At 71.1% G+C, this 21,847-nt stretch carries 17 protein-coding genes; 15 read left to right on the top strand and 2 right to left on the bottom strand.

Translation table 11 applies throughout. From position 1 onward, the window contains the following. Window position 1 precedes the first annotated feature (1 nt). The 14 genes from ACTMSW_RS17670 to ACTMSW_RS17605 all read left to right on the top strand — a co-directional run bounded on the left by ACTMSW_RS17670 (window position 2) and on the right by ACTMSW_RS17605 (window position 17,213). Window positions 2-682, top strand: a complete 681-nt coding sequence (locus ACTMSW_RS17670; protein WP_441181694.1) for a NuoB/complex I 20 kDa subunit family protein — start codon at window positions 2-4, stop codon at window positions 680-682. Next, on the top strand, window positions 679-1,416 hold the full coding sequence (locus tag ACTMSW_RS17665) for an NADH-quinone oxidoreductase subunit C (RefSeq protein WP_441181693.1): 738 nt from the start codon (window positions 679-681) through the stop codon (window positions 1,414-1,416). The genes ACTMSW_RS17670 and ACTMSW_RS17665 overlap by 4 nt, the downstream gene beginning before the upstream one ends. Further along, entirely contained in the window at window positions 1,413-2,738 is a 1,326-nt protein-coding gene (locus ACTMSW_RS17660; protein WP_441181692.1) for an NADH-quinone oxidoreductase subunit D, read from the top strand. The genes ACTMSW_RS17665 and ACTMSW_RS17660 overlap by 4 nt, the downstream gene beginning before the upstream one ends. Beyond that, window positions 2,735-3,904, top strand: a complete 1,170-nt coding sequence (nuoE, locus tag ACTMSW_RS17655; RefSeq protein ID WP_441181691.1) for an NADH-quinone oxidoreductase subunit NuoE — start codon at window positions 2,735-2,737, stop codon at window positions 3,902-3,904. The genes ACTMSW_RS17660 and nuoE overlap by 4 nt, the downstream gene beginning before the upstream one ends. After that, a complete protein-coding gene (gene nuoF, locus ACTMSW_RS17650) occupies window positions 3,901-5,217 on the top strand; it encodes an NADH-quinone oxidoreductase subunit NuoF (RefSeq protein WP_441181690.1) in 1,317 nt (438 codons plus the stop codon). The genes nuoE and nuoF overlap by 4 nt, the downstream gene beginning before the upstream one ends. Continuing rightward, the gene (locus ACTMSW_RS17645; protein ID WP_441181689.1) at window positions 5,217-7,739 is read left to right on the top strand and encodes an NADH-quinone oxidoreductase subunit G; all 2,523 of its coding nucleotides are present in this window, start codon (window positions 5,217-5,219) and stop codon (window positions 7,737-7,739) included. The genes nuoF and ACTMSW_RS17645 overlap by 1 nt, the downstream gene beginning before the upstream one ends. A 34-nt stretch (window positions 7,740-7,773) precedes the next feature. Continuing rightward, window positions 7,774-9,120, top strand: coding sequence for an NADH-quinone oxidoreductase subunit NuoH (nuoH, locus tag ACTMSW_RS17640; protein ID WP_441181688.1), 1,347 nt, complete (start codon window positions 7,774-7,776; stop codon window positions 9,118-9,120). Window position 9,121: 1 nt separating this feature from the next. After that, window positions 9,122-9,763 carry an NADH-quinone oxidoreductase subunit NuoI gene (nuoI, locus tag ACTMSW_RS17635; RefSeq protein WP_357031284.1) on the top strand — a complete coding sequence of 214 codons (642 nt, stop codon included), beginning with the start codon at window positions 9,122-9,124 and terminating at the stop codon, window positions 9,761-9,763. Continuing rightward, window positions 9,760-10,530 (top strand): NADH-quinone oxidoreductase subunit J, encoded by a 771-nt coding sequence (locus ACTMSW_RS17630; protein WP_441181687.1) that lies wholly within the window; start codon window positions 9,760-9,762, stop codon window positions 10,528-10,530. The genes nuoI and ACTMSW_RS17630 overlap by 4 nt, the downstream gene beginning before the upstream one ends. Continuing rightward, complete coding sequence (gene nuoK / locus ACTMSW_RS17625; RefSeq protein ID WP_030486270.1) at window positions 10,527-10,826, top strand: NADH-quinone oxidoreductase subunit NuoK; 300 nt, start codon at window positions 10,527-10,529, stop codon at window positions 10,824-10,826. The genes ACTMSW_RS17630 and nuoK overlap by 4 nt, the downstream gene beginning before the upstream one ends. 13 nt (window positions 10,827-10,839) lie before the next feature. Next, window positions 10,840-12,795, top strand: coding sequence for an NADH-quinone oxidoreductase subunit L (gene nuoL / locus ACTMSW_RS17620; protein WP_441181780.1), 1,956 nt, complete (start codon window positions 10,840-10,842; stop codon window positions 12,793-12,795). A gap of 85 nt (window positions 12,796-12,880) precedes the next feature. After that, window positions 12,881-14,416, top strand: a complete 1,536-nt coding sequence (locus ACTMSW_RS17615) for an NADH-quinone oxidoreductase subunit M (protein WP_441181686.1) — start codon at window positions 12,881-12,883, stop codon at window positions 14,414-14,416. A 61-nt stretch (window positions 14,417-14,477) separates the two neighbouring features. After that, on the top strand, window positions 14,478-16,031 hold the full coding sequence (nuoN, locus tag ACTMSW_RS17610; RefSeq protein WP_441181685.1) for an NADH-quinone oxidoreductase subunit NuoN: 1,554 nt from the start codon (window positions 14,478-14,480) through the stop codon (window positions 16,029-16,031). Between the two features lie 96 nt (window positions 16,032-16,127). Continuing rightward, window positions 16,128-17,213 carry a polyprenyl synthetase family protein gene (locus tag ACTMSW_RS17605; RefSeq protein ID WP_441181684.1) on the top strand — a complete coding sequence of 362 codons (1,086 nt, stop codon included), beginning with the start codon at window positions 16,128-16,130 and terminating at the stop codon, window positions 17,211-17,213. Between the two features lie 94 nt (window positions 17,214-17,307). Here the strand turns inward: ACTMSW_RS17605 and ACTMSW_RS17600 are convergent, their stop codons facing one another. Next, entirely contained in the window at window positions 17,308-18,507 is a 1,200-nt protein-coding gene (locus tag ACTMSW_RS17600) for an MFS transporter (protein WP_441181683.1), read from the bottom strand. 154 nt (window positions 18,508-18,661) lie between these two features. Here ACTMSW_RS17600 and ACTMSW_RS17595 point away from each other — a divergent pair, with 154 nt between their 5' ends. Then, window positions 18,662-19,444 (top strand): IclR family transcriptional regulator, encoded by a 783-nt coding sequence (locus ACTMSW_RS17595; protein WP_441181682.1) that lies wholly within the window; start codon window positions 18,662-18,664, stop codon window positions 19,442-19,444. A gap of 103 nt (window positions 19,445-19,547) precedes the next feature. Here ACTMSW_RS17595 and ACTMSW_RS17590 read toward each other — a convergent pair whose 3' ends face one another. After that, window positions 19,548-21,668, bottom strand: a complete 2,121-nt coding sequence (locus tag ACTMSW_RS17590) for a PhoX family protein (protein ID WP_441181681.1) — start codon at window positions 21,666-21,668, stop codon at window positions 19,548-19,550. Window positions 21,669-21,847 lie beyond the last annotated feature (179 nt).

Genomic DNA, 21,847 nt, shown 5'->3' with positions numbered 1-21,847 from the left:
GATGGGTATCGAGGAGAAGCTCCCCGCCGGTGTCCTGCTCACCTCGGTGGAGAAGCTCGTCAACTGGTCGCGGAAGTCGTCGGTCTGGGGCGCCACGTTCGGCCTGGCCTGCTGCGCGATCGAGATGATGGCCGCCGGTGGTCCGCACTACGACATGGGCCGCTGGGGCATGGAGGTCTTCCGGGCCTCGCCCCGACAGGCCGACCTCATGATCGTCGCGGGTCGCGTGAGCCAGAAGATGGCCCCGGTGCTCCGCCAGATCTACGACCAGATGGCCGAGCCTCGCTGGGTGCTGGCGATGGGTGTCTGCGCCAGCAGCGGCGGCATGTTCAACAACTACGCGATCGTCCAGGGCGTCGACCACGTCGTCCCGGTCGACATGTACCTCCCGGGGTGCCCGCCGCGGCCGGAGATGCTCATCGACGCGGTGCTCAAGCTCCGCGAGAAGATCATGTACGAGCCGCTGGGCGCGAACGGCCGCAAGATGCTCCAGGCCCGCCAGGAGCGCGGTGACATCCCGGTCGTGCCGTACGGCTCGATGCCGTCGTCGTACCGCAGCGACAAGGCCCGGCGTGCCGAGTGGACGAAGGCGGTCCGCGAGGGGCGCGAGGAGCAGCTGCGGATCGAGAACTGGATGAAGGCTCAGAACCACCTGCACGAGCACGGGGGTGTCCAGAAGTGACCGCACCCAACGACCGGGTCGACGGCGGCGGCGTACCGGTGCCGACCACGCCGGCCGGTGCGAGCAGCACCGCCCCCGCCGAGTACCCGCCGGCCAGCCCGGCCGGTCGCGGCATGTTCGGCAACCAGGGCACCGGCGACGTCTCCGGCTTCGGCGGCCTGGTCCGTCCGCGCCGCGCGATCGCCGACGCGGCCCGGCCGTACGGTGGCTGGTTCGACGAGGTCGCCGACGCGCTGGAGGAGGCGTACCCGGCCTTCGGCGAGGCGATCGAGAAGGTCGTCGTCGACCGGGGCGAGCTGACCCTGCACGTACGCCCCGAGCGGATCGCCGAGGTGTGCCAGGTGCTGCGGGACGACATGGCGCTGCGCTTCGAGCTGTGCTCCTCGGTGTCCGGCGTGGACTACCTGGGCGCGGACGAGCGTCGGCTGCACGCCGTCTACCAGCTGACCTCGATGACGTACCGGCGCCGGATCCGGCTGGAGGCCGCGGTCTCCGCCGAGGACCCGCACCTGCCCAGCGTCACCGCCGTCTACCCGACCGCCGACTGGCAGGAGCGGGAGGCGTACGACATGTTCGGCATCGTCTTCGACGGCCACCCCAACCTCACCCGGATCCTCATGCCGGACGACTGGGAGGGCCACCCGCAGCGCAAGGACTACCCGCTCGGCGGCGTGCCCGTCGAGTACAAGGGCGCCGAGATCCCGCCGCCGGACCAGCGGAGGTCGTACCAGTGACAACGTCGAACTACGCCACCGAGCGCGAGACCACCGAGGGCCGGGTCTTCACCGTCACCGGCGGGGACTGGGACGAGGTCGTCTCCGGCACCGACCCGATCAACGAAGAGCGCATCATCGTCAACATGGGTCCCCAGCACCCGTCGACGCACGGTGTGCTCCGGCTGATCCTGGAGCTGGAGGGCGAGACGGTCCGCGAGGCCCGCTCGGTCGTCGGCTACCTGCACACCGGCATCGAGAAGAACCTCGAGTACCGCAACTGGGTCCAGGGCTCGACCTTCGTGACCCGGATGGACTACCTGTCCCCGCTGTTCAACGAGACGGCGTACAGCCTCGCAGTGGAGAAGCTGCTCGGCATCGAGGAGCAGATCACCGAGCGGGCCACCACCATCCGGGTGCTCATGATGGAGCTGAACCGGATCTCGTCGCACCTGGTCTGGCTGGCCACCACGGCCATGGAGCTGGGCGCGATCAACATGATGCTGTACGGCTTCCGTGAGCGGGAGTACATCCTCGAGATCTTCGAGATCATCACCGGCCTGCGGATGAACCACGCGTACGTCCGGCCGGGCGGCGTCGCCCAGGACGTACCGGACCAGGCGATCGTCAAGATCCGTGAGTTCCTCAAACTGCTGCCGAAGAAGCTCCGGGAGTACGAGGACCTGCTCTCCGGCCAGCCGATCTGGCTGGAGCGGACGCAGAACGTGGCGGTGCTCGACGTGACCGGCTGCCTCGCGCTCGGCGTGACCGGCCCGGTGCTGCGGTCCGCCGGTCTCGCCTGGGACCTGCGCAAGACCATGCCGTACTGCGGCTACGAGACGTACGAGTTCGACGTGCCGACGCACCCCGACGCCGACGTCTGGGGCCGCTACCTGGTCCGGCTCGCCGAGATCCGGGAGTCGCTGAAGCTGGTCGAGCAGGCGGTGGACCGGCTCAAGCCGGGCCCGGTGATGGTCGCCGACAAGAAGATCGCCTGGCCGGCGCAGCTCGCCATCGGTGTCGACGGCATGGGCAACTCGCTGGAGCACGTCGCGAAGATCATGGGTCAGTCGATGGAGTCGCTGATCCACCACTTCAAGCTCGTCACCGAGGGCTTCCGGGTTCCCCCGGGCCAGGTCTACGTCGCCGTCGAGTCGCCCCGCGGCGAGCTGGGCGTGCACGCCGTCTCCGACGGTGGCACCCGGCCCTACCGGGTGCACTACCGGGAGCCGAGCTTCATCAACCTCCAGGCCCTCCCGGCGATGGCCGAGGGTGGCCTGATCGCCGACGTGATCGCCGGTGGCGCCTCGCTGGACCCCGTGATGGGTGGTTGTGACCGATGACTGTTTTCACGGAAGAGACCCGCGAGCGGGCGCGGGAGATCGTCGCCCGCTACCCGGCCGACCGGTCCCGCTCGGCGCTGCTGCCGCTGCTGCACCTCGTGCAGGCCGAGGAGGGCTACGTCTCCCCGGCCGGCGTCGCGTTCTGCGCCGAGGTGCTGGGCCTCAACAAGGCCCAGGTCGGCGCGGTGGCGACCTTCTACACGATGTACAAGCGCCGGCCGACCGGTGACTACCTGGTCAGCGTCTGCACCAACACCATGTGCAACGTGCTCGGCGGCCAGGAGGTCTATGACACCCTCGCCGAGCACCTGGGCGTCGGGCACGACGAGACGACCGCCGACGGGACGATCACCCTGGAGCACGCCGAGTGCCTCGCGGCCTGCGACTACGGCCCGGTGATGACCGTCAACTACGACTTCTTCGACAACGTGGACGCGGGCACCGCGGTCGGCGTCGTCGACGAGCTGCGCGCGGGGGGCCGGCCCATGCCGACCCGCGGCGCCCGGCTCTGCACGCTCAAGGAGATGGCCGTGCAACTCGCCGGCTTCGCCGACGAGCGCGACGGTGCGGTCGCCGACGGCGGGCCGGGAGAGCCGACCCTGCGGGGCCTGCGCCTGGCCGAGCAGCACGGCATCTCGGTGCCCGGCTTCGACCCGAACACGCCCATCCGCAGCAAGGCCGAGTCGGACAAGGCCGCCGCCGAGGCGAAGGCGAAGGCCGAGGCCGCGAAGCCGGCCGCCGCGCCCGCCGGCGCCCCGGTCCGGGGCGGGGACGGCGCGTCCGCCCCGACGGGTACGCCCGGCAGTGCCGGCGTCGGCGAGCCGGCTCCCGCCGCCGCGGCCACCGGCAGCACCACGCGGGACGTGCCGGCCCCGGACGACAAGTCGCCGGAGATCCGGGCCGCCGAGACGCGGCAGCCGGACGCGGGGACCGCCGTCCCGGACGCGCCCGGCACCAAGGTCCCGACCGACAGCACCGCTTCGGCACCCCGGGACGCGCGGGAGGCCGAGGCCGCCGGTGTCGCCGCCAACGCGCCGGCCGGTGACGGCAAGCCCGCCGGCGACGAGGCCGCGGCGCAGGAGCGCAACCTGAAGGAAGCGGAAGCAGGTACGGGCACCGCTGGCCCGGGCTCCGCCGTCGCGAGCGAAACGGGGGTCCAGAAGTGACCGCTCCTCGGCCGGAGACGCTGGCCAAGCTCACCCCGGTGCTGACCAAGCGCTGGCTCTCGCCGGACGCCTGGCGGATCGGCACCTACGAGAAGCTCGACGGCTACGCGGCGCTGCGCAAGGCGCTCAAGGCCCACCCGGACGACCTGATCCAGCTGATCAAGGACTCCGGCCTGCGCGGTCGCGGCGGCGCGGGCTTCCCCACCGGTCTGAAGTGGGGCTTCATCCCGCAGGGCGACGGCAAGCCGCACTACCTGGTGGTCAACGCCGACGAGGGCGAGCCGGGCACCTGCAAGGACCTGCCGCTGATGACGCACGACCCGCACTCGCTGGTCGAGGGCGTGATCATCGGGTCGTACGCGATCCGCGCCAGCCGCGCCTACATCTACATCCGCGGCGAGGCGGTGCACGCCGCCCGACGGCTGCGCAACGCCGTGCGGGAGGCGTACGCCAAGGGCTACCTCGGGAAGAACATCATGGGCTCCGGGTTCGACCTGGAGCTGGTGGTGCACTCGGGTGCCGGGGCGTACATCTGCGGCGAGGAGACCGCGCTGCTGGACTCGCTGGAGGGCTTCCGGGGCCAGCCCCGGCTGCGCCCGCCGTTCCCGGCGACCCACGGCCTGTACGCGAGCCCGACCGTGGTGAACAACGTCGGCACCATCGCCAGCGTGCCGTACATCGTGCTCGGCGGGGCGGACTGGTGGAAGACCATGGGCACGGAGAAGTCCTCCGGGCCGATGATCTACTCGCTGTCCGGCCGGGTGGCCAACCCGGGGCAGTACGAGTGCACGATGGGCGTGACGCTGCGGGAGCTGCTGGAGCTGGCCGGCGGGATGCAGCCGGGACACGAGCTGCGGTTCTGGACCCCGGGCGGCTCGTCGACGCCGCTGCTGACCGCCGAGCACCTCGACGTGCCGCTGGACTTCGAGGGGGTGGCCGCCGCCGGTTCCATCCTCGGCACGACGGCCACGCAGATCTTCTCCGACCAGGACTGCCCGGTGTACGCGACGTACCGGTGGCTGGAGTTCTACCACCACGAGTCGTGCGGCAAGTGCACCCCGTGCCGCGAGGGCAACTACTGGATGGTCCGGGTCTACCGGCGGATCCTCGCCGGTCAGGGCACCCACGAGGACCTGGACACCCTGCTCGACACCTGCGACAACATCCTCGGCCGCTCGTTCTGCGGCCTGGGTGACGGCGCCACCAGCTCGGTGACCTCGTCGCTGAAGTACTTCAAGCAGGACTACCTCGACTACATCGAGGGTCGTACCGCGCCGAAGCTGTCGGACAAGCAGCTGGTGGGAGCCCACTAATGACCGACGTAGCCAAGCAGACCGAGACCGTCACGCTCACCATCGACGGCGTCGAGGTCACCGCCCCCAAGGGGGCGCTGCTGATCCGGGTCGCCGAGCAGTTGGGCACCGAGATCCCCCGGTTCTGCGATCACCCGCTGCTGGCCCCGGCCGGCGCGTGCCGGCAGTGTCTGGTCGAGGTGGAGGGTCAGCGCAAGCCGGTCGCCTCCTGCACCCAGACCGTCGCCGACGGCATGGTGGTCCGCACCCAGCTCACCTCCCCGGTCGCCAAGAAGGCGCAGGAGGGGGTCATGGAGCTGCTGCTGATGAACCACCCGCTCGACTGCCCGATGTGCGACAAGGGCGGCGAGTGCCCGCTGCAGAACCAGGCGATGTCCACGGGTCGCACCGACTCGCGGTTCCACGAGCACAAGCGGGAGTACCCGAAGCCGCTGCCGATCAGCACCCAGGTGCTGCTCGACCGCGAGCGCTGCGTGCTCTGCCAGCGCTGCACCCGGTTCTCCGAGGAGATCGCCGGCGACAAGTTCATCGACCTGATGGGCCGGTCGTCCGCCGAGGAGATCAACATCTACCGGGACGAGGCGTACGGCGAGGAGGGCGACTCCGGGGACGTGCCGTTCAACTCGTACTTCTCCGGCAACACCGTGCAGATCTGCCCGGTGGGGGCGCTGACCGGGTCCCAGTACCGGTTCCGGGCCCGCCCGTTCGACCTGGTCTCCAGCCCCAGCGTGTGCGAGCACTGCTCGGCCGGCTGCGCCCAGCGCACCGACTGGCGGCGTGGCAAGGTCCTGCGTCGGCTGGCCGGCGACGACCCGGCGGTCAACGAGGAGTGGAACTGCGACAAGGGCCGGTGGGCCTTCCAGTACACCCGCGCCTTCGACCGGCTCACCACCCCGCTGGTCCGGGACGAGGGCACCGGTGAGCTGCGCGAGGCCTCCTGGAGCGAGGCGCTCAGCGTCGCCGCCGACGGGCTGCGTGCGGCCCGGGACGGCGGCCACGGCACGGCGGTGCTCACCGGCGGCCGGCTGACCGTCGAGGACGCCTACGCGTACGGCAAGTTCGCGCGGGTCGCCCTGCACACCAACGACATCGACTTCCGCGCCCGCCCGGTCTCCCGCGAGGAGGCCGACTTCCTGGCCAGCAGCGTCGCCGGGGTCACCGACGTGACCTACGCCGACGTGGAGAACGCTCCCGCGGTGGTGCTGGTCGGCCTGGAGCCGGAGGAGGAGTGCCCGATCCTCTTCCTGCGGCTGCGCAAGGCGTACCTGAAGAAGACCCTGACGGTGTACGCGATCGCGCCGTTCGCCACGCGTGGCCTGGAGAAGCTCGGCGCCAAGCTCGCCCGGGTGGTGCCGGGCGAGGAGGCCAGCGTGCTCGCCGAGCACGCGACGGTCGCCGAGGCGCTGGGCCAGCCCGGCGCGATCCTGATCGTCGGCGAGCGGCTGGGTGGCGTACCGGGCGGGCTCTCCGCGGCGGCGGCGGTCGCCCGGCGTACCGGAGCGAAGCTGGCCTGGGTGCCGCGGCGGGCGGGTGACCGCGGCGCGGTCGACGTCGGCTGCCTGCCCAACCTGCTCCCCGGCGGACGCCTGGTGACCGAGCCGGCCGGCCGGGCCGAGCTGGGCGAGGCGTGGGACATCCCGGCCGGAGTCATCCCGAGCCAGGCCGGCCGGGACACCGACGGCATCCTCGCCGCGGCGGCGAACGGCCAGGTGGGCGCGCTGGTGGTGGCCGGGGTCGACCCGGCCGACCTGGCCGACCCGAGGCTGGCCGAGGCCGCTCTGGACGCGGTGCCGTTCCTGGTCAGCCTGGAACTGCGCAACAGTGCGGTGGCCCGGCGGGCGAACGTGGTCTTCCCGGTCGCCCCGGTGGTCGAGAAGGCGGGCAGCTTCCTGGACTGGGAGGGCCGCCTGCGCACGTTCGAGGCGGTACTGAACACCGCCGCGATGACCGACGCTCGGATCCTGGACGCGCTCGCCGCGCAGCTCGACGTGCGGCTCGGCACCGGTGACGTGCCGAGCATCCGGCGTGAGCTGGGCGCCCTGCCCCGGACCCGCACCGACCGCCCGGCTCCGCCCTCGGTGGACCCGGGCCCGGTGCCGCACCCGGGTGCCGGCGAGGCCGTGCTCGCGACCTGGCACCAGCTGGTCGACCTGGGCAGCCTGATCGACGGCGAGGAGCACCTCGTCGGCACCGCCCGCCCGCCGGTGGTCCGGCTGGGCAAGGGCACCGCCGAGGCGCTCGGCGTCGCCGACGGCGACCCGGTGACGGTCGGCACCGACCGCGGCGCGGTCACCCTGCCGGCGGCGGTCACCGAGATGCCGGACGGGGTCGTCTGGCTGCCGACCAACTCGCCCGGCTCGACCGTCCGGCGCAGCCTCGGCGTGACGGCCGGCGCCGTCGTCCGGGTCGCGGCCTCCACGGTGGCGGCCGACCTTCCCCACCAGGCCGACGCATCCGAGCCGGTCGCGGCGGACGCCGCCGGTCGTCCCGGCCCGCTCCTCAACTCCGGGGGTAACCGGTGAGTCCCACAGTCGCGAACGAAAGGTGGGTCCGGGCATGACCTTCCTCGCACAGGACCCGACCCTGGCCGACTTCGGCCGGGACCCGTGGTGGCTGGTCCTCGGCAAGATCGTCTTCGCCTTCGCGTTCGGCCTGCTCGCCACCCTGCTCGGCGTCTGGTTCGAGCGGCGGGTCGTCGGTCGCATGGCGGTGCGGCCCGGTCCCAACCAGGTCGGCCCGTTCGGCCTGCTGCAGACCCTCGCCGACGGCTTGAAGATGGCCTTCAAGGAGGACATCCTGCCGAAGTCGGCGGACAAGGTCGTCTACTTCTTCGCGCCGGTCATCTCGGTGGTGTGCGCGGTCACCGCGCTCTCGGTGATCCCGTTCGGTCCGATGGTCAGCATCTTCGGCCACCAGACGCCGCTGCAGGTCACCGACGTGCCGGTCGCGGTGCTGCTGGTGCTGGCGTGCTCGTCGCTGGCCGTCTACGGTGTCGTGCTGGCCGGCTGGGCGTCCGGCTCGACGTACCCGCTGCTCGGTGGTCTGCGGTCCGGCGCCCAGCTGATCTCCTACGAGATCGCGCTCGGGCTCTCCGTCGTCGCGGTCTTCATGTCCGCCGGCACGATGTCCACCAGCGGGATCGTCGCCGCGCAGGGCAGCGGCACCCAGCTGAGCGTGTTCGGCACCGACATCCCGGCCCCCGGCTGGTACGCGATCCTGCTCTTCCCGAGCTTCGTCATCTTCTTCATCTCGATCGTCGGCGAGACCAACCGGGCGCCGTTCGACCTGCCGGAGGCGGAGTCGGAGCTGGTGGCCGGCTTCATGACCGAGTACAGCTCGCTGAAGTTCGCGCTCATCATGCTCTCCGAGTACGTCGCGATGGTCACCATGTCGGCCTTCACCGTGACGCTGTTCCTCGGCGGCTGGCGGGCACCCTGGCCGATCACCCTCTGGGAGGGCGCGAACTCCGGCTGGTGGCCGCTGCTGTGGTTCTTCGGCAAGGTCGTCCTGCTGGTCTTCGTCTTCGTGTGGCTGCGGGGCACGCTGCCCCGGCTGCGCTACGACCAGTTCATGCGCCTGGGCTGGCGGGTCCTGCTCCCGATCAACCTGGTCTGGCTCCTGGTCCTCGGGGGTCTGCGCTCGATCGAGGACTGGGACACCCGCGGCAAGCTGATCGCCGTCGGCATCCCGGCCGGCATCCTGCTGCTCACCACGATCTTCTGGCCGACCCGGAAGCCGACGGTGAAGCCGACGGTCCAGGAACAGGTCGACAACCGGCCACACGGCAGCTTCCCGCTGCCGCCGATGGACCTGCAGGTACCCCCGAGCCCGCGCACCAGGCGCGTGGTCGCCGAGCGGGAACCGGCCAACGTCGCCGCCGGCCCGGACTCTCAGGAGGTGTGACGTGGGCGCGATCACCGGAACGTTCAAGGGCTTCGGTGTCACCTTCTCGCACATGTTCAAGAAGGTCGTCACCACCGACTACCCGTTCAAGCCGCCGGTCTCGGCGCCGCGCTACCACGGGCGGCACATCCTCAACCGGCACCCGGACGGGCTGGAGAAGTGCATCGGCTGCGAGCTGTGCGCCTGGGCCTGCCCGGCGGACGCGATCTACGTGGAGGGTGGCGACAACACCGAGGAGCAGCGTTTCTCCCCGGGTGAGCGGTACGCCAGCGTCTACCAGATCAACTACGCCCGCTGCATCTTCTGCGGCCTCTGCATCGAGGCCTGCCCCACCCGCTCGCTGACCATGAGCAACGAGTACGAGCTGGCCCGGGACAACCGGCAGGACCTGATCTTCACCAAGGAGCAGCTGCTCGCGCCGCTGCTGCCCGGGATGGAGCAGCCGCCACACCCGATGCGCCTGGGCGAGAGCGAGAAGGACTACTACGTCGGTTCGCTGACCAACCCGGGCACGTCGGCCGGCGCGGAGCGCTCCCCGATGGGCCCCGGCCGCTACCAGGTCGAGGAGCACCCCGGGGTGACCTTCCCCGGTGCCGAGCAGCACGCCCAGCGGGCCGCCGCCGCCAAGGGAGACGACGCATGACAACGCAGACGGTGCTCGCCGCGGCGGGCGAGGTGTCCGGCGGTGAAGAGGTCGCCTTCTGGATCCTCGCGCCGCTGGCGCTGCTCGGCGCCATCGGCATGATCGCTGCCCGCAACGCGGTGCACTCGGCCCTGTGGCTGGTGCTGACGATGCTCTGCCTGGGCGTGTTCTACGTCCTCCAGGCCGGGCCGTTCATCGGCATGGTGCAGATCATCGTCTACACCGGCGCCATCATGATGCTGTTCCTGTTCGTGCTGATGCTGGTCGGCCGGGACGCCTCCGACTCGCTGATCGAGACCCTGCGGGGTCAGCGGGTCGCGGCGATCGCGCTGGGGCTCGGCTTCGCCGGCCTGGTCGGCGGGGGCCTGTGGCGCGCGCTGGACGGCACCACGGCGGTCGGCCTGGAGCAGGCCAACGCCGAGGGCAACGTGCAGGGCATCGCCCGGCTGCTCTTCACCAAGTACGTCTTCGCCTTCGAGCTGACCTCGGCGCTGCTCATCACCGCGGCGGTCGGCGCGATGGTCCTGGCGCACGTCGAGCGGCGCAAGGAGGACCGGATGGACCAGATCGCCACGATGAAGGCGCGGTTCGCTCCCGGCAACTACCCCGGTCCGAAGCCCGGCCCGGGTGTGTTCGCCACGTCCTCCTCGGTGGCCACCCCGGCCCGCCTGCCCGACGGCCGGCTGAGCGAGCGGAGCACGCCGGACATCCTGCCGGTACGCGAGCTGACGGCGCAGGACACCTCGCTGAAGGGGACGGACAAGTGACACCCGACTACTACCTCGTCCTCGCCGCGGTGCTGTTCACCATCGGTGCCGCCGGGGTGCTCGTCCGCCGCAACGCGATCGTGCTCTTCATGTGCGTCGAGCTGATGCTCAACGCCGCCAACCTGACGCTGGTCACCTTCAGCCGGATCAACGGTGACCTCAACGGCCAGATCATGGCGTTCTTCGTGATGGTGGTGGCGGCGGCCGAGGTCGTGGTCGGACTCGCCATCATCATGTCGATCTTCCGGACCCGGCGCTCCGCCAGCGTCGACGACGCCAACCTGCTGAAGTACTGAGGGGCCTGCGGTGATGGAGATTCTGGCGAACGCTCCGGTCGAACCGGTGGGCACCGTCACGTACGGGGCGGCGGACGGGCTGCTCGGCAGCGTCTGGCTGCTGGTGGCGATTCCGCTGGTGAGCGCCGCGATCCTGCTGCTGCTCGGCCGGCGCGCCGACCGCTGGGGCCACTGGCTCGGCGTGGCCGCCATCGGCGCCGCGTTCGTGCTGGGCCTGACCTACTTCCTCCAGCTTCGCGGCCTGGAGAACAAGTCCGTCGAGCTGAGCCTCTGGGACTTCATCACCGTCGGCGATCTGCGGGTGGACTTCGGTCTGCTCTTCGACCCGCTCGCCGGTGTCTTCGTCCTGCTGATCACCGGGGTGGGTTTCCTCATCCACCTGTACGCGGTGGAGTACATGGCACACGACGCCGGCCGGCGTCGGTTCTTCGCGTACTTCAACCTGTTCGTCGCCGCGATGCTGCTGCTGGTGCTCGGCAACAACTACGTGATGCTCTACTTCGGCTGGGAGGGCGTCGGTCTGGCGTCGTACCTGCTGATCTCCTTCTGGTACGAGCGGCCGAGCGCCGCGACGGCCGGCAAGAAGGCGTTCCTGATGAACCGGGTCGGCGACGCCGGTCTGGCCATCGGCATCTTCATCATGTTCGCCACCCTCGGCACCACCCAGTACGACGAGGTCTTCACCGGGGTCGGCTCGCTGACCGCGACCACGGTCCTGGTGCTCGGCCTGCTCCTGCTGCTCGGCGCGACCGGCAAGTCCGGCCAGTTCCCGCTCCAGGCGTGGCTGCCGGACGCGATGGAGGGCCCGACCCCCGTGTCGGCGCTCATCCACGCCGCGACGATGGTCACCGCCGGCGTCTACCTGATCGCCCGGTCGAACCCGATCTTCTCGGCCAACTCGACGCTCCAGCTCGTCGTGGTGAGCGTCGGCGCGCTGACCCTGCTGATCGGCTGCATCATCGGCGCCGCGAAGGACGACATCAAGCGGGTGCTGGCCTGGTCGACCGTCAGCCAGATCGGCTACATGTTCCTCGGCGTTGGCCTGGGCGGCGCGGCGTACGCGCTGGCGATCGTGCACCTGCTGGCGCACGGCTTCTTTAAGGCCAACATGTTCCTCGGCGCCGGCTCGGTCATGCACGGCATGAAGGACCAGGTCGACATCCGACGCTTCGGCGGGCTGTCGGCGTACATGAAGATCACCTGGATCACCTTCATGATGGGCTGGCTGGCCATCATCGGCATGTTCCCGTTCTCCGGCTTCTTCTCCAAGGAGCCGATCATCGTGGCCGCCTTCGAGCGGGACGACTGGACGGCCTGGCTCTTCGGCGGTGCCGCGCTGCTCGGCGCCGGCCTGACCGCCTTCTACATGACGCGGCTCTTCGTCCTCACCTTCCACGGCCCGAAGCGGTGGACCGAGGACATCGAGCACCCGCACGAGTCGCCGAAGCTGATGACGATCCCGCTGATCCTGCTGGCGATCGGCTCGGTCGGCGCCGGCTTCCTGCTGTCCACCTCCGTGCCCGACTGGCTGGAGGCGACCGCCGGGTTGGGCGCCCAGGAGGAGCCGCACGAGGCGGTCCTCTCGCACGCGGTGATCACCGTGCTCTCGCTGCTGGTCACCGTGGTCGGCGCCGGGCTGGCGTGGTTCCTGTTCCGCGGCGGTACGGCGATCGCGCCGCAGCCGGCCGGGATCCTGGTCACCGCCGCCCGCCGCAACCTCTACACCGACGCCGTCAACGAGGCGGTCTTCGAGAAGCCGGGCATCTTCCTCACCCGGGCGCTGGTCTACCTGGACAACCGGGGCGTGGACGGGCTGGTCAACGGCCTGGCAGCCGGCGTCGGCGGTGGTTCCGGCCGGCTCCGGCGGCTGCAGACCGGCTTCGTCCGGTCGTACGCCACCTCGATCCTGACCGGCGCGCTGCTGGTGGTGGCGGCGTTCCTGGCCGTCGAGGCGGGGTGGCTCGCGTGATCGACCTTCAGAGCTGGTCGGGAACGATCTCCCAGGCGGCCGTCCTCGGCGGACCGCGCAGTGACGACGGAGGTAAGGCCGCATAATGTCCGACTTCCCGTTCCTCTCGGTGCTCACCGTGGCGCCGCTGGTCGGTGCCCTGGTGGTGGCCTTCCTGCCGCGTAGCCGGCCGGAGCTGGCCAAGCGGGTGGCGCTCGGCTGGTCGCTGCTGGTGCTGGCGCTGTCGGTGGTCATGTGGGTGACCTGGCAGACCGGCGGCGAGCGGTTCCAGTTCCGCGAGTCCTACCCGTGGATCCCGAACTGGGGCGTCAACTTCACCTTCGCCGCCGACGGCATCGCGCTGGTGATGCTGATGCTGATCGCGGTGCTGGTGCCGCTGGTGATCCTGGCGTCCTGGCACGACGCGGACGCCTCGAAGCGGTCGGTGCCGGTCTACTTCGCGCTGCTGCTCGTCCTCGAGTGCACGATGATCGGCGTCTTCGCCGCCGCCGACGTGTTCCTGTTCTACGTGTTCTTCGAGGTCATGCTCGTGCCGATGTACTTCCTCATCGGCAGCTACGGCGGCCACCAGCGGCAGTACGCGGCCGTGAAGTTCTTCCTCTACTCGCTGGTCGGCGGTCTGTTCATGCTCGCCGCCGTGATCGGCCTCTGGGTGGTCGGCGGGAAGACGTTCGACTGGCAGGCGCTGTCCCAGGTGGACATCACCACCGGCACCGAGCGCTGGCTGTTCCTCGGCTTCTTCCTCGCCTTCGCGATCAAGGCGCCGTTCTTCCCGTTCCACACCTGGCTGCCGGACGCCGGTGGCGCCGCCCCCGCCGGTGCCGCGGCCCTGCTCGTCGGCGTGCTGGACAAGGTCGGCACCTTCGGCATCCTGCGCTACTGCCTGCCGCTCTTCCCGGACGCGGCGAAGTGGTTCGCGCCGTGGGCGCTGGCGCTGGGCGTGATCGGCATCATCTACGCCGCGCTGCTCGCGGTCGGCCAGAACGACCTGAAGCGGCTGGTGTCGTACACCTCGATCGCGCACTTCGGGTTCATCGGCGTCGGCATCTTCGCCTTCACCACCCAGGCGGGCACCGGGGCCGTGCTCTACATGGTCAACCACGGTCTCGCCACGGGCCTGCTCTTCCTCGTGGTGGGCATGCTGATCGCCCGCCGGGGCTCGGCGCTGATCAGCGACTTCGGCGGTGCCGGCAAGCTGGTGCCGGTCCTGGCCGGGGTGCTCTTCTTCGCCGGTCTCGCCTCGCTGGCGCTGCCCGGCACGGCGCCGTTCGTCTCCGAGTTCCTGGTGCTGATCGGCACGTTCACGGTGAACAAGCCGGTCGCGGTCATCGCGACGCTCGGCATCATCCTGGCGGCGGCGTACGTGCTCTGGATGGTGCAGCGCACCACGCAGGGCACCCTCAACCCGGCGCTGACCGAGGTCGAGGGCATGCGGCGTGACCTCAACCTGCGCGAGAAGGTCGTGGTCGCCCCGCTGATCGCGCTGATCGTGCTGCTCGGCTTCTACCCGAAGCCGGTCACCGACGTGATCAACCCGGCGGTGCAGGCGACCATGCAGGACATCGACCGGACCGATCCCGCCCCCACCTCGGGCGGCACCCCTCAGGAGGCGAGCCGGTGAGCGCGAGGAGTGAACGAGCGGAGCGAGTGAGCCCCGCAGTCGCGAACGAAAGGCCGGCACGGTGAACGAGCTGCAACTCCCCTCGATCGACTACGGGGCGCTCGCGCCGACGTTGATCATGCTGGGCGCCGCGCTGCTCGGCGTCCTGGTCGAGGCGTTCGTGCCCCGACGGCACCGGCACGTCGTCCAGCTGACGCTGGCGCTGCTGGCGGTCCTCGCCGCGCTGACCATGGTCGTCCTGCACGCCGACGACCGGCTGGTCACCATCGGTGGGGCGATCGCCGTGGACGGGCCGGCGCTCTTCCTCCAGGGCGCGATCCTGGTGCTCGCCGCGATGTCGCTGCTGCTCATCGGGGAGCGCACGGTGGAGCGGGGCGGGTACTTCGTGGCCCAGGCCGCGGTCACCGCCGAGTCCGCCGAGGACCGCCGGCAGGCCGAGGGGCAGAACGGCGCCACCGAGGTCTACCCGCTGACCACCTTCGCGATCGGCGGCATGCTGATCTTCGTGGCGGCGAACGACCTGCTGACCATGTTCATCGCGCTGGAGGTCTTCTCGCTGCCGCTCTACCTGCTCTGCGCGCTGGCCCGCCGCCGGCGCCTGCTGAGCCAGGAGGCCGCGCTGAAGTACTTCATGCTTGGTGCGTACGCCTCGGCGTTCTTCCTCTTCGGTGTCGCCCTGATCTACGGCTTCACCGCCGGCATCCCGGGCCGCCCGGCCGGCGTGGACTTCGCCACCGTGAACGCCGCCGTCGCCAACTCCCCGGCGAGCCCGGTGCTGCTCTTCGCCGGCATGGCCATGCTCTCCATCGGCCTGCTGTTCAAGGCGGCCGCCGCGCCGTTCCACGTCTGGACGCCCGACGTCTACCAGGGTGCCCCGACGCCGGTCACCAGCTTCATGGCCGCCTGCACGAAGGTCGCCGCCTTCGGCGCGCTGCTGCGCGTCTTCCACGTGGCCTTCGAGGGCGCCCGCTGGGACTTCACCCCGGTGCTCGGCGTGGTCGCGGTGCTCACCATGCTGATCGGCGCGGTGCTCGCGGTCACCCAGACCGACATCAAGCGGCTGCTCGCGTACTCGTCGATCGCCAACGCCGGCTACCTCCTCGTCGGCGTGCTCGCGCCGAACTCCGAGGGCATCTCCGGAACGATGTTCTACCTGGTCGCGTACGGCTTCTCGGTCCTCGCCGCGTTCGCCGTGGTGACCCTGGTCCGGGACGCCGACGGTGAGGCCACCCACCTGTCCCGCTGGGCCGGGCTGGGCCGGCGCTCGCCGTTCTACGCGGGCGTGTTCACCTTCATCCTGCTCGCCTTCGCCGGCATCCCGCTGACCAGCGGGTTCACCAGCAAGTTCGCGGTCTTCGGCCCGGCGCTCGACGGCGGGCAGGCGTGGCTGGTGATCGCCGGCGTGCTGACCAGCATGGTGCTGGCCTTCCCGTACCTGCGGGTCGTCGTGATGATGTGGCTCTCCGAGCCGGGCGAGTCCACCCCCACGGTGACCGTGCCGGGCGGGCTGACCTCGGCCGCCCTGATGATCGGTGTCATCGCCACCCTGGTCCTGGGCGTCGCACCGGCCCCGCTGCTGGACCTGGCCACCGGTGCCGCCGAATTCGTCCGATGACCGATGCTCCTCCGTGCGGGGGCCGGTACGCCACGGCGTGCCGGCCCCCGCGCCGTTTCCCCCGCCCGGGGGAAGGGCTGGTCGAAGGGGTGTGGCATGGTTGAAGACGTGGTGAATCCGGCTGGCGAGCGTTCAGGTGCCACCGGTTCCGGCGGCCGCCGGGACCGGATGGGCACGAGTCAGTTCGGCGCGCTCGGCCTGCATCTCGCCGACCCGCGCGTCGAGGCGTCCGTGCTCGGTCTACTCGCCTCGGTGGAGGACGAGCTGCGGGCCAGCGTGTCCAGTGCCGATCCGTTCGTCACCGAGGCCGCCCGGCACCTCGTGGAGGCCGGCGGCAAGCGCTTCCGGCCGCTGCTGGTGGCGCTGGGTGCCCAGTTCGGTGACCCGACCGGCCCGCAGGTCGTACCGGCCGCGGTGGTGATGGAGCTCACCCACCTGGCGACGCTCTACCACGACGACGTCATGGACGAGGCCGCCGTGCGGCGGGGCGCCCCGAGCGCCAACTCGCGCTGGACCAACTCGGTGGCCATCCTGGTCGGCGACTACCTGTTCGCCCGCGCCGCGGACATCGCGGCGGACCTGGGCACCGAGGCCGTACGCCTGCAGGCGCGCACCTTCGCCCGCCTGGTGCACGGCCAGATCGCCGAGACCGTCGGCCCACGCGCGGGCGACGACCCGGTGGCGCACTACCTCACCGTGATCGCCGAGAAGACCGGCTCGCTGATCGCCACCTCGGCCCGCTTCGGCGGCATGTTCGGTGGCGCGACGTCCGAGCACACCGAGGCGCTCGCCGGGTACGGCGAGACGATCGGCGTGGCCTTCCAGCTCTCCGACGACCTGCTCGACATCGCCTCCGAGTCGGTGCAGTCCGGCAAGACGCCCGGCACCGACCTGCGGGAGGGCGTGCCCACGCTCCCGGTGCTGTACGCGCTGGCCTCGGACGACGCGGACGCCTCGTCGGTGCGGCTGCGGGAGATCCTGGCCACCGGCCCGCTCACCGACGACGACCTGCACGCGGAGGCCCTCGGGCTGCTGCGGGAGAGCCCGGCGCTCAAGCGGGCCCGGGAGACCGTGCGCAGCTACGCCGAGGACGCCCGGTCGCAGCTCGCGCCACTTCCCCAGGGCCCGGCCCGCCGCGCCCTGGAGTCCCTCTGCGACTACATAGCCGACCGCACCAGCTGATCCCCCAGCCCGGCCCCCCGGCCCCGGCCGTCCCGCCGTGTTGATCAAGAAGTTCGCGTCAGAATCCGGCCCTCGGATGACGCAAAGCTCTTGATCAACGCGGGGGGCTCGTGGGTGGACGGGTGAGCAGGCGGCTGCCGGTGAGCATCAGGATGGCCGCCACCAGCATGGACAGGGCCGCCGCCACCCACATGGTCTCGTAGCCGGCCTGGTCGGCGATCGTGCCGAGGCCCAGCGGGCCGAGGCAGCCGCCCGCGTACACACCGGTCTGGGTGATCGAGGTGGCGGCGGCCGGGGCCTGCGGGTGCAGCCGGACCACCGCGAAGTTCATCAGACCGGGCCAGGCCCAGCCGAGGCCGAAGCCGAGCACGACACCCATCGTCAGCGGCACCGGGCCGGCCACCGCGAGCAGGGCGAGCCCGGCGGCGCCGACCACGAGCATGCCGGCGATGACCGCGACGTGGCCGCCGTCCCGGCGGTCGGCGAGCCAGCCCGCGCCGACCCGCGCGGTGACGCAGACCGCGCTGCCGAGCGTGAGGGTGAGGCCGGCCAGACCGGGAGCCAGGCCGCGGTCCACGGCCGAGTCGACGACGAAGGTCCCGAGGGCGTTCGCGGCGGCCGCGGCGAGCGTCGCCGCCACCCCCACGACCACCAGGGCCGCGGTGGCGCGCCCACCCCGGGCCGGTGCGGCCCTCCGGTGGGGTCGGGCTTCCCGCGGCGGTACGGCGGGCAGCGCCGCCAGTGCCACCACGGCGGCCGCCACGAAGGCCCACCGCCAGCCGGCGGTCAACGCGATCGCGGGCACCGCCAGGCCCGCCAGGAGCGTGGAGACCGGGATCGCGGCCTGCTTCACCCCGAAGGACAGCCCCTGCCGGCGGAGCGGCACGTGGCGGGCCAGGGCGGCGTTGCTGGCGAGCTGGCCGAGGGCGTTCGCGGTGCCGGCGAGGGCGAGCAGCCCGACCAGCACCGGGTACGAGCGGGCCACCGACGCCACGGCGAGCATGGTGCCGGCGGAGAGCAGGATGCCGGCGCGTGCGACAACGGTCGGTCCGTAGCGCTCGGTGAGCCTTCCGGACGGTACCGAGGCCAGGGCGCCCACCCCGAAGTACACCGAGACGACCAGGCCGAGGCCGGCGGGGGAGAAGCCGAGGTCCTCACTCATCTGTACAGCGAGGCCACCGACCAGGAAGACCGGCAGGACGCAGGCGATCGTGACGGCGACGGCGCCGGTCGCGGAGCGTACGGGGTGGATCGGGGCGGTGCCGGAGCCGGAGGCGAGAGCGGTGTCGGTCATGGTCCGGCAAACCTACGTGAGCACCCCGTCCGTGACCCAGAGTGGCGGTGGCGGTACAAGGCGTGGATGAGAATCTGGCATCCTCCACCCGAACAGGCATTTCGTCGGAGGCATGTATTTCATATGGTGTAAGTCCCCGGCGGCGGAGGTGGTTGTGCGCGACCCCCTGGCGGAACCTTCGGACCTCATCCGGAGCGTGTCCCGCGCACTACGAGTGCTCGAGTCGGTCGGTCGTGCCCCCAAGGGGTTGACCGTCAAACAGATCGCCCGGCGCTGCGAGCTGACCGTGGCCACCACGTACCACCTGGTTCGCACCCTGGCGTACGAGGGCTACGTGATCCGTCGTGAGGACGGCACGTACATCGTCGGCCTGGAGGTGGCGGACCGGTACCGGGAGCTCGTCACCGCCTTCCGGGGTCCGCCGGCCGTCGGCGAGTGCCTGCGCCGGTCGGCGGTGGACACGGGCTACAGCCACTTCCTGGGCCGGTTCGTCGGCGGTCAGGTGGCGATCACGGCGGTCGCCGAGGGCCACCGCTCGCCGTACCTGGAGGATCTCGTGCCCGGCTTCGACGAGGCCGCACACGCGACCGCACTGGGCAAGGCCCTGCTCGCCACGCTCACCGCCGACCAGCGCTTCCGCTACCTGCGGGAGTACGGCATGCGGCCGTTCACCTCCGCCACCCTGACCACGCCGGAGGCGTTGGAGGCGGACCTGGTCGCCGGTGACCGTCGGGGCATGCATCTGGAGCTGGGTCAGTACCGCCAGGGCGTGGCCTGTGCCGCCGTGCTGGTCAGCCCGGACAAGGACATGGAGCGCCGGGTGGTGCTGGCGTGCTCCTTGCCGGCCAGCGAGATGATGACGTCGGCGCGGGTGGTCCGGGCGAAGCTGCTCACCACTGCCCGGTCGATCGCGGACAGCATCGCCGCGGACGCCTGACGACGGGGCGCCCCGACGGCGGTGCCCCACAGGGAAGGCCCCTCTCCCCGTCGGGAAGAGGGGCCTTCCGGTCGGTCCAGCGCCGGACCGACCCGGGGAGGGCTCAGCTGCCGATCGGGCCGCCGTCGAGACGCCAGGTGACCACGACGGCCGGCTTGGCGTAGTCGCCGTCGGGCCAGTTCGAGGCGGGGTTCTCGACCGACGCCCCGTCGAGCTCACCGGGGTGCTGCACGGCCACGAAGACCGAGCGGTTGTCGGAGGTGATGAACGGTCCGCAGGCCTCCGCACCGACCGGCACGGTGAGGAACTGCTTGAGGTGACCGCGCTCCGGGCCCTCGACGGCGGTCGCGAAGAGGCCGTCGTTGCTGCCCAGCGCGTTGCCGTCGGTGGAGATCCAGAGGTTGCCGGTGGCGTCGAAGGCGACGTTGTCCGGGCAGGAGATCGGGGAGACCTTGGTCTTGTCGTAGCCGGCGAAGTAGGTCGATGGGTCCGTGGGGTCGCCGGCCACGATCGGCAGCGACCAGGTGAAGGTGTCGGCCGTGTTGTCGCCCCGGTGCTCGACCAGCTCCAGCACCTGGCCGTGCTTGTTGAGGTTGCGCGGGTTGGCCTCGTCGGCGGCGGCCTTGCCCGGCTTGCCCCGGTCGGTGTTGTTGGTCAGCGCCACGTACACCTTGCCGGTGAGCAGGCTCGGCTCGACGTCCTCGGGACGGTCCATCTTGGTCGCGCCGACCTTGTCGCCGGCGAGCCGGGTGAACGTGAGCACGTCGGCGGCGGTCATGCCCTCGACGTACGAGCGGTTGCCGCTGACCAGTTTGATCCACTGGCCGGTGCCGTCGAACGCGCCGTCGGTCGGCAGCTTGCCCGAACCGTCGATCTCGCCGGCGCTGGTGAAGCCGAGCTTGGCCACGTAGAGCGTGCCGGACTCCAGCAGCGTCAGGTTGTGCCGGCGGGCGACCCAGGAGTTGCCCTTCATGTACTTCTTGTCCGACACGAACTTGTAGAGGTAGTCGAACCGCTCGTCGTCACCCATGTACGCCACGACGTGGCCGCTCCTGGCGACGATCACGTTGGCGCCCTCGTGCTTGAACCGGCCGAGCGCGGTGTGCTTGCGCGGGCGGCTCTCCGGGTCCAGCGGGTCGATCTCGACGATCCAGCCGTGCCGGTTCGCCTCGTTCGGGTGCTTGGCGAGGTCGAAGCGCTCGTCGGCGCGCTCCCACTTCCGGCTGCCGCTCGGGTAGCGGGCGGTGGTGGTGATCCCGTACCGGGCCAGCTTCGGCTTCGCGTCCTCCGGAGCGGCGTCGCCGCCGACGAAGTACTGGTTGAAGTTCTCCTCGCCGGAGAGCACGGTGCCCCACGGGGTGACGCCACCGGCGCAGTTGTTCAGCGTGCCGATGACCGTACGACCCTTCGGGTCCGCGGCGGTCCGGAGCCAGGCCGAGCCGGCGGCCGGGCCGGTCAGCTCGAACCTGGTGGTGTTGGCGGTGACCCGGCGGTTGTACGGCCGGCGGCCGGAGGTGACCGGCCGCCACTGGCCGGTGCCGCCGACCCGCTCCAGCTCCACGACGGACATGCCGTGCGCCGCCATGGCGATCCTGACCTGCTCGACCGACAGGGCGTCCTGGCTGGTGAAGCCCGGGAACATGAGGTTCTCGTTGGTGTACTCGTGGTTGACCACGAGCAGGGCTCGACGTCGGTTCAGCGGGATGATGCCGACGAAGTCGTTGTTGTAGCCGAACTGCTTCGCCTGGGCCGCGGCGGTCTGCCCGTGCAGGTCGAAGTCGGGGGCGTCCGGCTCGACCGGGTCGCCCCACGTCATGACGACGGCGTGGTCGTACCCGTTCGGGACGATGAAGCTGTCGAGGGTGTTCGGCGGGACCGGCTTGAAGGTCAGCGCGCCGTTGCCGACGCCCTTCTCGGGCCGGCCGAAGCCGATGGCGTCGAGGTCGGCCGGCACCTCGGGGGCGGCGGCGGCGGGAGCGGCCCCGGCCAGCGCGCCGGCCACCGCGCCACCGAAGCCGAGGACCAGCGCGCCGACCGCGCCGGTCCGGACGACACCGCGGCGGGAGACCTCGGCGTTGACGACGTCCCCGAAGTACGTGTTGTCGGAGGTGTTCGGCACCGGGTGGTCGCAGGCGTTGCCGCACCGGTAGAGACAGGTCATGGCGTCACGGCTGCCGTGGCGGGTGGCGCCCAGCAGCGGGAGCAGCCGAGGACGGTCGCTCATGTGGAGAAGCCTCCTGGATGGGGGTCAGGCGCACGCCGGATCAGCAACTGACGTGCGTACCCGCCGGACGCTAGGACGGGCCGGTGAGCGGTCGTCGGCGTCGATGTGAACCAGGCATGAACACCTCACCGGGGGCGACCGCGATGAGCTGGGGCTGAACCGATGCGGGTGGGGCGTAC

Origin of the sequence: Micromonospora sp. BQ11 (assembly GCF_052068135.1) — a bacterium.
Classification (GTDB): domain Bacteria; phylum Actinomycetota; class Actinomycetes; order Mycobacteriales; family Micromonosporaceae; genus Micromonospora.
The sequence above is the reverse complement of the archived record's forward strand: the minus strand, read 5'-3'. Positions and strand labels throughout refer to the sequence as shown.

Bases quoted from the DNA above. Each gene is read 5' to 3' on its own strand.
- ACTMSW_RS17670 (WP_441181694.1), top strand. From the start codon at position 2: ATGGGTATCGAGGAGAAGCTCCCCGCCGGTGTCCTGCTCACCTCGGTG.
- nuoE (WP_441181691.1), top strand. From the start codon at position 2,735: ATGACTGTTTTCACGGAAGAGACCCGCGAGCGGGCGCGGGAGATCGTC.
- ACTMSW_RS17645 (WP_441181689.1), top strand. From the start codon at position 5,217: ATGACCGACGTAGCCAAGCAGACCGAGACCGTCACGCTCACCATCGAC.
- nuoH (WP_441181688.1), top strand. From the start codon at position 7,774: ATGACCTTCCTCGCACAGGACCCGACCCTGGCCGACTTCGGCCGGGAC.
- ACTMSW_RS17630 (WP_441181687.1), top strand. From the start codon at position 9,760: ATGACAACGCAGACGGTGCTCGCCGCGGCGGGCGAGGTGTCCGGCGGT.
- nuoL (WP_441181780.1), top strand. From the start codon at position 10,840: ATGGAGATTCTGGCGAACGCTCCGGTCGAACCGGTGGGCACCGTCACG.
- ACTMSW_RS17615 (WP_441181686.1), top strand. From the start codon at position 12,881: ATGTCCGACTTCCCGTTCCTCTCGGTGCTCACCGTGGCGCCGCTGGTC.
- ACTMSW_RS17605 (WP_441181684.1), top strand. From the start codon at position 16,128: ATGGTTGAAGACGTGGTGAATCCGGCTGGCGAGCGTTCAGGTGCCACC.
- ACTMSW_RS17600 (WP_441181683.1), bottom strand. From the start codon at position 18,507: ATGACCGACACCGCTCTCGCCTCCGGCTCCGGCACCGCCCCGATCCAC.
- ACTMSW_RS17590 (WP_441181681.1), bottom strand. From the start codon at position 21,668: ATGAGCGACCGTCCTCGGCTGCTCCCGCTGCTGGGCGCCACCCGCCAC.